The sequence below is a fragment of the Ruegeria sp. H6 genome (assembly GCF_056532975.1).
Map to the genome: position 1 here is coordinate 1 of NZ_JBQFOA010000002.1, position 13,195 is coordinate 13,195.

Annotated in this window: 15 protein-coding genes; 3 read left to right on the forward strand and 12 right to left on the reverse strand. The window is 53.0% G+C overall.

Annotation, left to right across the window (positions count from 1 at the left end):
• Positions 1–9: 9 nt before the first annotated feature.
• The 10 genes from ACR0AG_RS04640 to ACR0AG_RS04685 all read right to left on the reverse strand — a co-directional run bounded on the left by ACR0AG_RS04640 (position 10) and on the right by ACR0AG_RS04685 (position 8,464).
• Entirely contained in the window at positions 10–879 is an 870-nt protein-coding gene (locus ACR0AG_RS04640) for a DUF6538 domain-containing protein (RefSeq protein ID WP_480836888.1), read from the reverse strand.
• Positions 880–1,872: 993 nt separating this feature from the next.
• Entirely contained in the window at positions 1,873–2,154 is a 282-nt protein-coding gene (locus ACR0AG_RS04645; protein ID WP_480836890.1) for a hypothetical protein, read from the reverse strand.
• 102 nt (positions 2,155–2,256) lie between these two features.
• Positions 2,257–2,577, reverse strand: a complete 321-nt coding sequence (locus ACR0AG_RS04650) for a hypothetical protein (protein ID WP_480836892.1) — start codon at positions 2,575–2,577, stop codon at positions 2,257–2,259.
• On the reverse strand, positions 2,574–3,191 hold the full coding sequence (locus ACR0AG_RS04655) for a hypothetical protein (protein ID WP_480836894.1): 618 nt from the start codon (positions 3,189–3,191) through the stop codon (positions 2,574–2,576). Before ACR0AG_RS04655 ends, ACR0AG_RS04650 begins: the two co-directional genes overlap by 4 nt.
• Positions 3,192–3,219: 28 nt before the next feature.
• Positions 3,220–3,960, reverse strand: coding sequence for a hypothetical protein (locus ACR0AG_RS04660; protein ID WP_480836896.1), 741 nt, complete (start codon positions 3,958–3,960; stop codon positions 3,220–3,222).
• Between the two features lie 22 nt (positions 3,961–3,982).
• Entirely contained in the window at positions 3,983–4,462 is a 480-nt protein-coding gene (locus tag ACR0AG_RS04665) for a hypothetical protein (RefSeq protein WP_480836898.1), read from the reverse strand.
• Between the two features lie 4 nt (positions 4,463–4,466).
• Positions 4,467–4,754, reverse strand: a complete 288-nt coding sequence (locus tag ACR0AG_RS04670) for a hypothetical protein (protein WP_480836900.1) — start codon at positions 4,752–4,754, stop codon at positions 4,467–4,469.
• 307 nt (positions 4,755–5,061) lie between these two features.
• Positions 5,062–6,366, reverse strand: coding sequence for a P-loop NTPase family protein (locus ACR0AG_RS04675; protein ID WP_480836902.1), 1,305 nt, complete (start codon positions 6,364–6,366; stop codon positions 5,062–5,064).
• Positions 6,367–6,531: 165 nt separating this feature from the next.
• Complete coding sequence (locus tag ACR0AG_RS04680; protein WP_480836904.1) at positions 6,532–7,161, reverse strand: hypothetical protein; 630 nt, start codon at positions 7,159–7,161, stop codon at positions 6,532–6,534.
• 667 nt (positions 7,162–7,828) lie between these two features.
• Complete coding sequence (locus ACR0AG_RS04685) at positions 7,829–8,464, reverse strand: cation efflux transmembrane domain-containing protein (RefSeq protein ID WP_171331707.1); 636 nt, start codon at positions 8,462–8,464, stop codon at positions 7,829–7,831.
• A 72-nt stretch (positions 8,465–8,536) separates the two neighbouring features.
• Here ACR0AG_RS04685 and ACR0AG_RS04690 point away from each other — a divergent pair, with 72 nt between their 5' ends.
• Positions 8,537–8,953, forward strand: a complete 417-nt coding sequence (locus ACR0AG_RS04690) for a MerR family transcriptional regulator (RefSeq protein ID WP_171331706.1) — start codon at positions 8,537–8,539, stop codon at positions 8,951–8,953.
• A 669-nt stretch (positions 8,954–9,622) separates the two neighbouring features.
• Complete coding sequence (locus tag ACR0AG_RS04695) at positions 9,623–9,919, forward strand: antibiotic biosynthesis monooxygenase family protein (protein ID WP_480836906.1); 297 nt, start codon at positions 9,623–9,625, stop codon at positions 9,917–9,919.
• Between the two features lie 41 nt (positions 9,920–9,960).
• Here ACR0AG_RS04695 and ACR0AG_RS04700 read toward each other — a convergent pair whose 3' ends face one another.
• Both ACR0AG_RS04700 and ACR0AG_RS04705 read right to left on the reverse strand, forming a co-directional pair.
• A complete protein-coding gene (locus ACR0AG_RS04700; protein ID WP_480836908.1) occupies positions 9,961–10,353 on the reverse strand; it encodes a GFA family protein in 393 nt (130 codons plus the stop codon).
• A gap of 1,102 nt (positions 10,354–11,455) precedes the next feature.
• The gene (locus tag ACR0AG_RS04705; RefSeq protein WP_480836910.1) at positions 11,456–12,307 is read right to left on the reverse strand and encodes a hypothetical protein; all 852 of its coding nucleotides are present in this window, start codon (positions 12,305–12,307) and stop codon (positions 11,456–11,458) included.
• 132 nt (positions 12,308–12,439) lie between these two features.
• On the opposite strand from ACR0AG_RS04705, the gene ACR0AG_RS04710 reads away from it, so the two are divergent.
• On the forward strand, positions 12,440–13,177 hold the full coding sequence (locus ACR0AG_RS04710; RefSeq protein WP_480836912.1) for a competence protein CoiA: 738 nt from the start codon (positions 12,440–12,442) through the stop codon (positions 13,175–13,177).
• Positions 13,178–13,195: the final 18 nt, after the last annotated feature.

A 13,195-nucleotide genomic window follows, 5' to 3' on the forward strand; every position in this document is an offset into this window, starting at 1 on the left:
AAATGGAGACTACGCAGCGCCGGGCCTGCTCAGCATCAAGGGGGTCAATATTGGGCGCCGATAGGGGGTCAGGTTTGAATGCCGATTGACATCTTGCAGCGTGAGATCGCCGACACGACGGTCTTCGTCGACTTTTGCAGACACCACGGTGGGAAGGCCTGCTATAGCGTCGACAAATTCTCTGAGATGGGCACGGGTCAGTTCCGTCAAAGCGACTTCACCGTGAAGCTCCGTAAATCTTCTGACATAGTAAGCGACCGCGTCAGCAGTCTGTTGATCTACCGACGGGGACCATTCCTCCCAAACGTCCCTGAGACTGAAAACATCCTCAATCAGTTGTACGTCCTGCCCTAGCTTCCTCAGGACCCGGCCTCGGGCATTCGCCTGCGCTCGCACCGCATCTGTCGCCGCTGCATGAGACGCCCGCTCAATTGCAATTTCTTCCTCATCGACATCACTGGGACCCAAGTAGACCTTTTGAGGTGCCCCGTTTGGGCCTTCTTCCCAGTCAAACTCCGGCATCACTTCAACACCACTGCCATGCATGAACGCCAGACGCACTTTGCCAGCGTCAAACTGTTTGGTCAGCCCCTGTAAGCCGCCAGCCCGATCCAGCAGCGCCCGTTGATCGGCAGGGAGGTTTCGTGCCAGTGCCTTTACGCCCTGATCAGCTTTTGACGCCTCAACCTGAGCATCCATGATCGCTTTGAGCGCCCTGATGTCTTTTTCGGCGGTCTTCTGGTCAGAGGTTTTCAGGCTCTTCCGGTAAAACTCGTCGCCGTCGTACAGGTCCTTGATTGCAGCGGGTACTCTGATGTTCGCGTGATATCGACCATTTCGCTGAATCGTCCCCTCAACCTTCGGCAGTTTTGTCGTCATGCCAAACTTCTCAAATCCCAAAACGTCACACAGCCTTGTGTGACGTTTTGTGTGACGTTTTTGAACCCCGAGGGGCCAAAAAGTGTTATTTTTATGGGATTCAAGGAGTTAGATATGGTGCGGTCGAGAAGCACCTAGAACAATCGAACTAGCGCTCATGACCCCTTATTTATATGGGCGAAACGCCCTAGGGCAGCCTTCAGGTTTCCCCAAATGTGTGCTGTCCTAGGTGGTATTGTGTGTTGTCGGCAGTTGTCAACCCGCCCCCACATTGGTTTCACTATCACTGAATCGATGCTCAGCCTAAATCTCTAGATCGGACAAAGCTCTTCTTGTGGTTGGCGAAGATATTTGCATTTGGATGTTACTTTGGAGTTCCACCGACCTAACGTGCAACCTCCGCCATTGTCTCAAGACTATGCTTCTGCAATCAATTGAAGAGCGCGAGGTCGGAACTAAGCATATTCGAAATCTCTGAAAGCGAATTGAACACTATGAAAACAAAATTGTATTGTGCGCTAACAACGATAGCGACCATCATCTGTAGTCCAGCGGTCTCAAAGCCAGTAGACCTCACAGGCTTGTCTTGTGTTCGCATGACCAATTTCGGTCCTAATACATGGGAGTTTTACGGCGACATCGCCGTACGGATGTATGCCGATGGTCAAGGACGCCCTCAGCGTTTCGTCCGCGTTGGTGAAGGAGCCTACGAGCGATACAGCAGACTTGATGGAGAATGGGATGCTGTCTTCTATTTTTTTGACGTAGGCAACGGGGTCCAAATGCGTATTTTTTCGCGACCGGGCCTTGCTGTAAGAGAGGAAAACCCAAGGGCTTCTTGGGATGACGGTACGTTTCCTTTTAACGCTGAATGCGTAAATCTGTGGGAACTAAGTGGACCCTGATTTTCAGAAATGGCAGAGATGACTTAGGGCGACGCGCCCTCTTGTGTCACCTGATGAGTTGGTGACGATTTGGACGTGCGTCTCGTTACTAGCCTTCAAACTGAGGAACACCTGCCTTCAACAGGACAAGGTAAGAACGGTTTAGCTCATCGCGAGCTGCAGCCTTAACGCGCTCGGCAACGTCGAAGTTGGCTTTAGTCTCGACGTACTCCAGAGCCGCCAATTTGGCGTCGGTCTCGGAACCGTCGAACTCAGCCATGCGGTGTGCTACAGCTTCAAGCGCAGCGCGGGCATTGGACGCCCTCACGTCAGCCTCTCGGAGTTCTTTATGGGCTGCGCCCAAGGCGGTAACTATGTAAGTGTATTTCATTGGATTTCTCATTGTTGCCACCTGAAATGCAAAGGCCCCAAACAACCACCACGGGATAAACCGCAGTAGCTGCTCAGGGCCACATCAGGGGCGTGTTAGGGGTCAGTTGATGGTTGTCGGATGGGGAGCGCTGTCCTCATCTTCAGGGAACTCAGGCATGCCTTCGAGTGCTTCTTGTAGGGCGCTACTACGGCGCACTTTCTCTTTGGCTTCGGCCTCTTCTGTGTCACGTTTCTTGTCCTCTGAGTTGAGGAACCTGTGGGCTTCTGCTAGCCAGCTTGCCTTAGGCTCGGAACGCGAGACAACCTCACCAGAGGCAGGGTCAATCTCAGGGACACCGTTCGTCAGGCCGTCGAGGAACTTCTCTCTCAACAAAACCCTGATTTGTTCGATGCCTCCATAGTGGTCTTCACGTTCGCTCATTTGGAACCATACGCTTTCCGCTTGGACTTAGCCGTCAGGGATGCAACCTTCGCCTCAAGCTCTGCAATCCGTTCCGCGTCAGTTTTTGGGAGGACCGCACTTTGCGTTGTGTCCACTGCTTGGGTCGCCAGTTGACGTGCCATCTCGGCACGGCATTCATTCCACTCGCGGTCTTTAGCGTCCTTGGCTGCCTTGATGGCCTCAGCCACAGGGTCGGCTGGGGGTTCAACCTCGGCGTATGTGGAACCGTAGGAAGGGCTATTCTCACGTCCGGCAGGAATGGGACCAGACATGCGCAGGACCACGTTGCCGTGTCGGACAAAGTGAAACTTAATTTTGTCGGGTTCCTGCACCACGTACACAGCCTTGCGGGCTGCCTCTTCGTCTTCTTTAGCGCGTTGGTTCAAGAGCTCCTTATAGGCGTCAATAACTACGGCCTCAGTGCCGCCCGCACGCAGGCGCTCTTGTTTCAGCCGCTCAGCCGTGGCTCCGGCTTCCTTGGCGATCTGTTCAGAGAGTTCTTTAGCGGCAATCTCACTTTCAGCGCGTCGGGCTTCTGCCTTGAGGTCATACGAGCGGATACCTTGGGGCAGGAATTGGTCTTGTTCGTTCATGGGTAGTAAATCCTTTTGGGGGGTTGGGTTATGCGTAGACCTTGTCGAGAACAGCTTTGATGCCAGTCATCGACCCATCGGTCAGGAAGTCGGCAAAGGCAGCTTTGCCTTCAGCCAAAAGTTCGGGGTCATTTGCGATGATATGAGCCACCATCTCGGGGTCCATACCAGCGGCAGCCACTTGCTCGTTCAGGTAGTCGAGACCATCCTCAAGCACATCGGCTATGTCGTTGACGGCGTCTTCAACTTCCTCTTCAGTGGCACCTTCGCCTAGCGCCTCTCGGACTGCGTCAACGTCAATCTTGTTGTCGTTATCAATAGTCTGTCCAAGGATGTCGCCTGTCGCCTCTTCACCCATGCTGTCGACCAGCGAGTTCACAATATCTGTGTTCTCTTCACCAAGCAGTTCGGTCAGGTCTTGAGGACCCAGCGCTTCATCAACGGTGTCGTTATCTTCGGACCCTTCGGGCTTGCCTTCAGGTGCTTCCTGAGGGGTTGCCTTAAGCTGTTCTTTGGTGATCAGACCAGCGGCCAGAGCGGCGTCAATTGAGGTGCGGCTGGCGGAGTTGCCGGGTTCAATCTCAACTGTCTGCACGCCGCCATCATTACGGATGGTCTCTGCGACGCTGTTGGTCGCTGCCTGACCAGCGATAAAATCACCATCAGCAGTGAGGCCGCTTTCCATAAGGACGCCATTGGTGACACCTTGGTCATCCATGGCGGCGGCGGCTTGTTTTAGGCTCATGCCTTCATAGGGGTTCATACTCATTCAATCCTTTTCGAGTGTGGGGTTATGCGTGTGCTTGTTCTCGGGCGATGCGGCGGAAGTTCCGGCGTTTGCGTTTGTCGACTTCCTGCTTGATCTGCTCGACTTGTTCAGAAGTGATCTTGCCAGCCACCAGTTCAGCGTTCAGGCGTTCCTCTAAGGTTGGCCCAGAGTTTGCTGCTTTCATGTTTCTGAAGTGACCCTTGGCGTTGCCGTAGATCGTCCGCAGCAGAGCGTTGCTAATGTCTACGCGCAGGTCCACTTGCTCTGCCTCAACACCAGCCTGAGCGGCGAAGTGGACGCGGACACGGTTGTAGAGAGTGATCGGGTCAACGTGACTTACAATCACCTTCCAAGGCGCTTGCTTGTGGTCGCGCCATTCAAAGGAAAACAGGTCCGCATCCTGTGCTTTGGTGATTTTCCAGAAGTCGTCACCGCTATACTCGTTGGATGACGGCTGATTGCGGCGGGGACGGTTCGCCACAACGATACGCTTGGTGTTCATGGTCTTATCCTTTTGTCGGGAGTGTGTCGCTGAATACGTCGTCTTCAGAGGCGGCGATGGCCTCCAAACCCTTCGCCAAGAGACCAGCGACAATCTCTTGGTTTCCAAGTTCAAACGGAATTTCTGGGTGTGCTTCGGCAAAGCGTTCGCGGACGATGTCGAGCAAGACATACGTGGTCGGCTTCAACCTCACGGGCACGTTCACGGGCAGCTTGTGGCCCTCGTAACCAAGGGCCGAGCGGCGATCTCTCATCTTGTCCAGCATGCGGCCCACTTCAACGTCACCGAACATGTCCCTCAGGACGTTCTCTAAGCGGGTCGTTTGCATGCGCCTTATAGGGTGGCTGGCAGACCTCAGAGACTTGCGTTCGGCTTCAGCCTTCTGCTTCGGCGTCATGTACCGCTCGCGGGCGAACTCGGTTCTTGCCTTGCGGCCTTTGACTTTGCCGGGGATTAGCACGCGCTTCTTTGGTCCCGTCCTAGGGGGCACCATAGGTTTCGGCATGGGGGGTAACCTTTCGAAAAAGAAAAAGCCCCACCTTCGGTCAGGAAGGCAGGGCCAGGAATTTAGGTGTGATGGTGAACTTGGCGGGTTCTGCTTAAGCAGCCATCGGCAGTCGTTTAGGTTGGGCCGAGTTGAGCCAATCAGTCAGGATGCGTCTCATTCGGTCAGACGGGACATAGACGGTGACCGGTTCCCCAATGCGAACACCGGAACGGTAGAGCCACTGAACCATCTCTGTCAGAGCATACTGTTCACCCCACTTGTCCGCGTCCTTCTTTAGATAGCTGCACAGAACTGGATTGGGGTGCTGATCGTACAGGTAGAAGGCATGCGAACAGTTGATGTAGTCGTTGATGCCTCTGGTCTGGTTGGCAACCCATTGCAAGCCGCCCTTCACCTTCCACTGGCCGTCAGTCTCAGACCAGCGACCATATAACCCGGTGCATTTCATCATCGCACTCGCCTTCCTGCGTTTGTCGGCACCACCATCGAAGTAGAGGTTGGCCGCGCAGGTGATCATGATGTTTTCCTTCGGGGTATCCCTGAGGGGGCCGTCAAAGTACATCTTGCGGAGTTTGCTACCCAGTGTCTTGGCGACAGCGGGGGGGAGCCGATTGGTCTGACCGCTGTGTGTCAGCTTCATGGGCTTCCCTTTAACGACGGGTAAGTCCATCGCCTCAACGGTGATCAGGTCGCGCTGGGCACGTAACCAGTCAGCTTCACCTTCATACTTCTTGACCTCATACGGCTCACCTATCCGGTCGAGATAGGCGGCGATCATGCTGCCCTCTGTGAGATACGTGAGGATTGTCAGGCTTGAGGGTGCCGTAAGCAAAGCTGTGGGGATTGCCAGAACAATGGGTCGACCATCCTCAGCGACGAAGAGACGGCCCCTTAAGGCTTCATCCAGTAATCGCCCTAAGGTCCCCGTAAGGCCCGTGTTGGTCATGTGCTGAAGCCACAGCGGGTTCGGAGTGACCTTTCGGGTGAACTGGTCCACGCTAGCAAAGCCTGTATCCAGCACCTGTTCCTGAAAGTTACGCTTGCTGATGGCGGGGCCAACCTCAAGAGGCGTAGGGCATTCGTCGATCACCAGACGGTAGCTGTCGAGAAGGCCATCCAGCGCGAGGCGCTCAAGGCGGATGTAAAGGGCATGCGTGCAAACGATGTTTAGGCCAGCTTTTAGCAGTCCTTCAATGTCTATCGTTTTGTTGTTGCCTTCTGGGACCGTGATCATGGCCACAGGGGCACCTGATACTATCCTTTGGACCTCCGACAATCTCGGGGTTACCACCAGCACAGGTCTATGCGTGTCTGGGTTCCACTGTTTTAGTTCGTCGATGAGTTCGGTGGTCTTTCCTGTTCCGCAAGGACGGTCAATGAAAGTGATCTTGGTCATGTCTACCTTCCTTATGGTGACAGGGATGGGGATTGATTTGGGGAAAGGCGGCAGGCGTCCCGAAGCACACATCTAGGACGCCCGCCAAGGTCCCCTCACGGCCAAAGGATAAGAAATGCCGTTTCAGGGGAACAAAACTACCATGTGTTATTCATGTAATGGGTGTTACTTGTAAGCTGCTGTTTTACTGCGACTTTCACTTAGGTTTTTGGGCAAGGTGCTGTTTTGCCTGTCGAACTCAGCAATTAGCCCGGCCTCAACTTCAGATGCATCCAGAGCAGCCAGTTCTTGCGCCTTAAGTGCGGCTTGGTTCATCTCGTAGAACCATTCGGGGTTGCTCTCTCTCGGAGCTACTTCAGCTTCTAGTTCGGGCTCAAACTCATCAGCCCTTTTCTGCCGCCACTCGGCAACTCCCTTGGTCACCCACTGGCGGCGGCGTTCGGCAAGCTCATTGGCTGCCTTCTGTTCTGCCCAAAGCTTCTTCATGGTCACGCTGCGCTTTTGATTGGCGGCATCTTGCTTGGCTTCACGATCAATCTGGGGTTTGGTCAGAGGCCTTCTGTTCTTCTTGTGCTCTTTCTCTTGTTTCCGAGTTTGCTTCGGCATCAGCGCACGGCACAGGGCCACTCGGGACTTGCTGGTGTAGACCCTGCGGCAGAGTTCTTCGCGCTCAGACCGTTTCTTGTGTTTCATCTTCTTGGCCTTCCAGAGATTGGCGAAGGCGTCCTGCTGGGGCCGGGTCAGCGGTTTGCACCCCATGCTCTGGGGCGTGGGCATAGTCCATGTGTCTTTCATTGTATCCTTTGGGTGATGTTGAAGAGCGGGTTCTGGTGGCCGGACGGCTGCCTCAGCGGCGATCTCGGCGGTTCCATTTGTGCTATAGTGTGGGTGTTTCACGCTACCGACCCACGAAAACGACTTAAGAACTTGAATTTGTTACGTAATTTTTCGGCATTCGACAACAACATAAACGTGCGCCTCAAGCGGTGTCTTGAGAGTTTAGGAAAGCCATGAACTTTCACCGTCCTTCAAACGCCCCTGCTGAACCGAATTTGCTGGCGTGATATTGGGTCAGAAAGTCTTTCATAGGCGATGTCCTGTTGTTGATGACACCACCCACGTAAGGCGCGATTGAAAACCTATCAACCTTTTATTTTTGCTTAATTTTTCGGAGTTTTGTGTGTTGGTGACATACAAGTCACTCGTGCCTATTGAAGCCCCTGAAAACTATAATTGTGCGGGGGATTAGGTGTCCCTTTTTTGGCTGCAAATTTTTTTTGCGTGGTTGTGTTGAGCCGCCCTCTTCTCCCCTTCAATGGCCGCTGGGCGCAAGCTGCCAGAGACTGTCCTCTCTGAGCCCAAGCCCACTTATACTGCGCTTCGTTCGGATGTCGCCTTCGAGCCCATACCTCCCAAGTTGCCGCACTACAGCGAATGTCTGATCAGTGCTTGGTCGGCTGTATCATGCTCCCACGTGCTCATGGTCGGTCATTTCCCGTCGCTCAGCCAGTGCCTGTCGCACGATCTGGAAGGCCGATGACAGGAACAATCCGGCCATGATGGTTGCCACTATCAGGTCAGGCCAACCCGTCGCCGTACCCCACACGCCAAGGGCTGCAAACATCACTGCGACGTTTCCAATCGCATCGTTGCGCGAACACAGCCACACTGACCGGACATTAGCATCACCGTCCTTATAGGCGACTAAGAGCAAGACGCTTGCCAAATTGGTAAGCAATGCCAGAAAGCCCACCACTCCCATGATTTCTGCTGTCGGGACGCCAGCATAGAAGATGCGATAGACCGTTGATCCGAACACCCAAAGGCCCATCAGAAGAAGGCTAAAACCTTTGAATAATGCCGCATTTGTCCTTGCGCGGAGCGATGCCCCAATGACTGCAAGCGAGATACCATAGGTCAGCGCATCGCCAGCAAAGTCGAGGGCGTCAGCCTGCAACGCTTGAGACTTGGCCAGATGGCCCGCCGCCATCTCGACAACGAACATCGTCGCGTTGAGCGCAATGACGATCCAGAGCCGTCTTTTGTAATCATCTGAAACGCCATCAAACTTGGCGTCATGTCCGCAGCAACCAGCCATGGGAATCCTCTTTCATCTTTGGTTGCTCATACTGTAATGTCTCTAGTGACTAGAGCTTCAAGAGGTTTCTTCATGTTTTCCATTGGCGAGCTTTCAAAGCGCACAAAAGTCAAAGTTCCGACCATCCGTTATTACGAACAGATGGGGTTGTTACCCGAAGCAGAGCGCACGTCAGGCAACCAAAGACGATACAAAAAGGCGGGGTTGGAGCGACTGAGCTTTATCCGCCACGCGCGTGATCTTGGGTTCTCAATCGAAGCGATTTCCTCGTTGATCGAATTACAGGATCATCCCGACCGGTCGTGTGAGGCTGCGACGGAAATTGCCGTATTTCAACTTCAAGAGGTCCGCGCCAAGATCAAACGCCTCCGAACGCTTGAGAAGGAACTCAGCAGGATATCGAAGGGCTGCAACGGTGAAGGCGTTTCTGAAGACTGCTACGTGTTAGCATCATTGGCCGACCACAACTTATGCGACCGAGACCATTAAAGACCGTGAATGCGGACATTGGTCAGACAAGAGCGAACGGCAGCAAAGTCCGCTTTGAGGACCTTGATATCGGCCTAAGGTACCCCTCACACCCACCAGAAGGGCACCTTAAGTCTCACCATCCTTTACCCGAAGGTACCAGAAGCAGCCGAACCCCCTGCCCCAACCTTCTTGTGGTTCGTGAATGTCACCCGGTAGCGGCCAACGTCAACGAAGGTCTCACCCGGTCCCTCACGGGTCGCCTTAAGGGGCGCTGAATGCGGGTAATGTTCGACGAGCAAGTCAAAGGGGCCGACGCAAAAGTCAAAGACGATCATTCTACTATTCCTATTCTTGGTAGTGATGCACCGATGCGATGCAACGCATAGATGAATCCTCAAGGAATCGCCGTCAACCCCTTATTTTTATGACGTTTTCGGGAATTTCCCGCAGGTGGAGAGACCCCTTTCTGGGCAGTGTTGAGGCGTGTCCCTTCGACTGTTGTGGGATGTCCGGAAACAGCCCTCAGCTTCCGCATCATCCGCCGTTCGGCATCTGTCGGGACGCCGATTACCGCAAACTTGCTAATGTCTGCTCTGAAGCCCGAAGGCGACATTTCAGGGTTATGCTGCTATGAGATGAACCCGAGGCGACCATGCAGGCTGAGACCCCGCCAAAAGGAGGGACAGCATGATTATGCGCATTTTTCAGGTATTGGTTCGAGAAGGTAAGGAAGAGGAATTCAGCGAGTTCTTTCACAACACCGCTATTCCGTTGATGAAGGGGACCGAGGGTATCGTAAATGTCTTTCCCGGTGTTCCCCGTGCAGACAGCCCGAGGGAGTTCAGTTTCGTGATGATCTGGAAAGACCTCGCGTCGCTTAAAGCCTTCGTGGGGGATGATTATCAATCGCCTCACATTGATCCGGCAGAAGCCGAGTTGGTGGAGGCTAGAACGATCAAACACTACGATTTGGTTGAGAGTTAAAGCAAGATTGTCAGGAAGCCCCTGAATTCGACTTTGAGCCCTTATTCGCTCTCAATAATGGCGCATTTATCCCAGCTTTGAGCTGAAGCGGCATAGATGGATTTTTCCGGGCGATAGTGGCTTGGATCGTCAAGCGATGCCGCGTGGACGTATATCCGATCACTCATGCGACTGCTGTTCCTCGTAAGTTGAGACCCGCAATTTGGACAGAAACCACTGAAAGTCGGTTGGCCCGAACCTCCTTGCATTTCGTATGAATTCACGCTGTCGCTGATCGAGAATTCACCGATGGCAAGCGGTAGCATCTCCGAATGACCCGCGCCGGTAAGTTGCTGGCAATCTCGACAGTGGCAACGAAACATAGGCGCATCGAGGCGTTTGCCTTCGTATCGCACGAGACCGCACTTGCATCCTCCAGTGACCTGTTGTGACAATTCTTCTCCTCCGTGACCCGACGCTAACGCAGGATGTCGCTAAAGTCAGCTTTTGTCCGCTTAGCTGTCGTCGCATGCTATCCCCGTCGTCGCGGCGCGCCATCATATCTCCCCTGCGCGGTACATGTTGCCGTGAATTCACGATGACTGATGGAGGGCCACAGGTCGATCACCAAACATGATACCAAAAGGTGTTATATTATGGTGACCTGATGGGTGCCTGAGGTGGTGGCTTAGGTGTCTGCTGAAGGTGTACTGGTCTGTACGCCCTATTGCACAGATGCCCAGCCGCTCAGGAAAAAGATGGCGGCAGTTCGGTGCGCTGTCTGCGCCTCTAGTGGCCCTCAACGACGTGAATAGGATTGTATATCCCCCGCATTCACCTTGTTTTCTGCGCTCTGGCGGCTTGATCGTGTCCTATATGGTGACATGAGGTCGCCTTAGGTGTGCTGTCTGTGTGCTGTTTAGTGGTTCGATCAGGGGGTACCGGGGGGTACGCGCGGCATCTATATCTATCTCTGCCACTCACAATTTTCTGCTAAAAATAAGGAACGTGAAGGTGGTAAAGACCATGAAAGAAGTGAGCATTTAACCAACCCTACCAACACTTTAGCAGCACCTTTTGGGGCCACCTCTACGGTCAACCTTTAGGCTCATCTATAGGTTCCGCAGGTCGATGACCCTGAATGCTTCCACTTAAGGCACACTGTAGTCCTGCTCTGAGGCATCCTGAGGGGTGTGTGATGGTGGATTAAGGTTCGACCACTCTCATCAACCAACTAAAGCCGAAAGGCTCTAGGGTGACCCTGATGGTATCCCTGAATTATTCAGGTGCCCTATCAGGTGCTAACCTTAAGGTGCAGACTTACCTGTTCGTGCGAACATGGTGATGAAGTATTAGCCGGAAGTCATGGCAAACCATCAACCATCCTCAATTGGTCTTTCGGAGCGAATGCGACCCTTGAGTGACCCCTGATGGTGCAGCTTAAGAAGGGACTGAACTAAAACTTATATCTAACGGGAACGGGCCGTTAAGTACCTTATTATTATAGAAAAATTTGACCGCTAGGAGAGTTCATCTCTCCCCGCCTGTTTCTGGACCCTACCAAAGAAGGGAAATGTCTTCGATCCGCCGCTCAAAACTGTAGCAACTGAAATCGGGTAGCTTCAGGGATTCGCCTACGGGACCAAGTCGGCACACTCTGTCGCCCCCCGTTTTCAGAAAGTGTCCCAGACGCTTACAAAACTCAGGGTCCTTGGCGTCTACCATCCGCAAATAATAGCTGACGTTGAGGTGGATACCTTTGCGTATTGCGTACGGCATAATGGCCCCATCACAGCTTCCTACTACCGACGAATTCGCAGCTACCGCCAAAAGAGGTAACGATTGAGGCCAATACTGTTGAACTTCTTTGAGCGCTCGGGCTTTGAGATCGACCCCCCAAATGGTGACCCAGCCTTCGATAATACGCTCCCAAATGGGTTGATCAGACGCCGCCGTCCCCGACCAGTATCCTTCCGCCATTTCATCCCATCCATCTACAAGGATGTTCTCATCATCACGCATCATTGTAATCCACGTTGAATCGTGGCGAGAAGACTGGTCGGCTGAAACCCCAACATCTGTAAGGTAATCAGAATTGAAGTGTCCCGGCCATTCCTCGCTGTCCCAGACCTGAGCAGCACTATCAATATCGTCGAATAAGAATATTCCCGTTATCCTCGAAACAGCAGAAGGAAAGCGCTTCCGCCTATAATCCTCCAGACGGAATTCGGCTGTAGCTCTAGCTGCGTTTCCGTTCCGCAAAAGATCAGCCATCCAGAAACTCATTGCTCCAAGGCGTTCTGAAGCGGGAAGGCACAAAGGTGAATAATAGTTAGAACGAACCACATTCCATGCGGCCATTGGATTGTTGATGTTTATGTAGGCAAAGCCTTCAAATTGCTCGGACATTTCTTTTTAGCTACTAACTTGTGAAACTAATGCTTAAGGTCTCTTGAGGAGTATTCACTTCGCTGTTTTAGCATCGACCTGCAAGCTCTTGTGCAAGCCTCGCCCTCACTTTCCTGAACCGGACAAACACAAATGCTCACAGCAAATGTCAACGGAAACCGAAGCCGACCCATACCCGGCGCTATTGGTACCTGCCCTTTTTGTAACTCGGAGATGATACCGCGCTGCGGTGAAGTAAGGGTTCACCACTGGGCGCACAAAAGCAAAGCAGAATGTGACCCATGGTGGGAGCCAGAAACAGACTGGCACCGAAATTGGAAAAACGAATTCCCGCTAAGATGGCAGGAGCGGATATTCAGAGACGACGCAACGGGCGAAAAACACATCGCTGATGTTTATACGCTTGCTGGCCTTACTGTGGAAATCCAGCATTCACATCTGGACCAAGAAGAACGTCGAGCAAGAGAGGCGTTCTACAAGAACATGCTCTGGATCGTCGATGGCTCCAGACTGCAGGGAAATCGAAAGAAGATTTCAGATTGGCGGCGTGCTCTTGCCGAAATTGTTCAGGGTCAAAAAAGGACAAATCTGTTCCTAACGGATAAGGCAGAGGAGCTTTTCCCTTTGGAATGGCTGGCAAGCCCTGCGCCTGTGTGCTTCGATTACAAAGGACCGAATGCTGATCTATCATCCTCTTCTCAGCCACTTTTTCTACTTTATCCAGGGAGTGTCCACGGCAGACGCCTTGTTGAACCACTCACACGAGATGGGCTATTGCGATCCATTCTTTCGGAAAAACTGAGTGCTAACGCGATACGCAGCATTAAACAGAACGTAGCAAGCTTGCGCCTTAATAAGAAACGAAGGTAGCACACCCAGACGTTCGGT

Coding starts and splice junctions, on each gene's coding strand:
- ACR0AG_RS04640 (WP_480836888.1), bottom strand. CDS start 879: ATGACGACAAAACTGCCGAAGGTTGAGGGGACGATTCAGCGAAATGGT.
- ACR0AG_RS04645 (WP_480836890.1), bottom strand. CDS start 2,154: ATGAAATACACTTACATAGTTACCGCCTTGGGCGCAGCCCATAAAGAA.
- ACR0AG_RS04650 (WP_480836892.1), bottom strand. CDS start 2,577: ATGAGCGAACGTGAAGACCACTATGGAGGCATCGAACAAATCAGGGTT.
- ACR0AG_RS04655 (WP_480836894.1), bottom strand. CDS start 3,191: ATGAACGAACAAGACCAATTCCTGCCCCAAGGTATCCGCTCGTATGAC.
- ACR0AG_RS04660 (WP_480836896.1), bottom strand. CDS start 3,960: ATGAGTATGAACCCCTATGAAGGCATGAGCCTAAAACAAGCCGCCGCC.
- ACR0AG_RS04665 (WP_480836898.1), bottom strand. CDS start 4,462: ATGAACACCAAGCGTATCGTTGTGGCGAACCGTCCCCGCCGCAATCAG.
- ACR0AG_RS04670 (WP_480836900.1), bottom strand. CDS start 4,754: ATGTTCGGTGACGTTGAAGTGGGCCGCATGCTGGACAAGATGAGAGAT.
- ACR0AG_RS04675 (WP_480836902.1), bottom strand. CDS start 6,366: ATGACCAAGATCACTTTCATTGACCGTCCTTGCGGAACAGGAAAGACC.
- ACR0AG_RS04680 (WP_480836904.1), bottom strand. CDS start 7,161: ATGAAAGACACATGGACTATGCCCACGCCCCAGAGCATGGGGTGCAAA.
- ACR0AG_RS04685 (WP_171331707.1), bottom strand. CDS start 8,464: ATGGCTGGTTGCTGCGGACATGACGCCAAGTTTGATGGCGTTTCAGAT.
- ACR0AG_RS04690 (WP_171331706.1), top strand. CDS start 8,537: ATGTTTTCCATTGGCGAGCTTTCAAAGCGCACAAAAGTCAAAGTTCCG.
- ACR0AG_RS04695 (WP_480836906.1), top strand. CDS start 9,623: ATGATTATGCGCATTTTTCAGGTATTGGTTCGAGAAGGTAAGGAAGAG.
- ACR0AG_RS04705 (WP_480836910.1), bottom strand. CDS start 12,307: ATGTCCGAGCAATTTGAAGGCTTTGCCTACATAAACATCAACAATCCA.
- ACR0AG_RS04710 (WP_480836912.1), top strand. CDS start 12,440: ATGCTCACAGCAAATGTCAACGGAAACCGAAGCCGACCCATACCCGGC.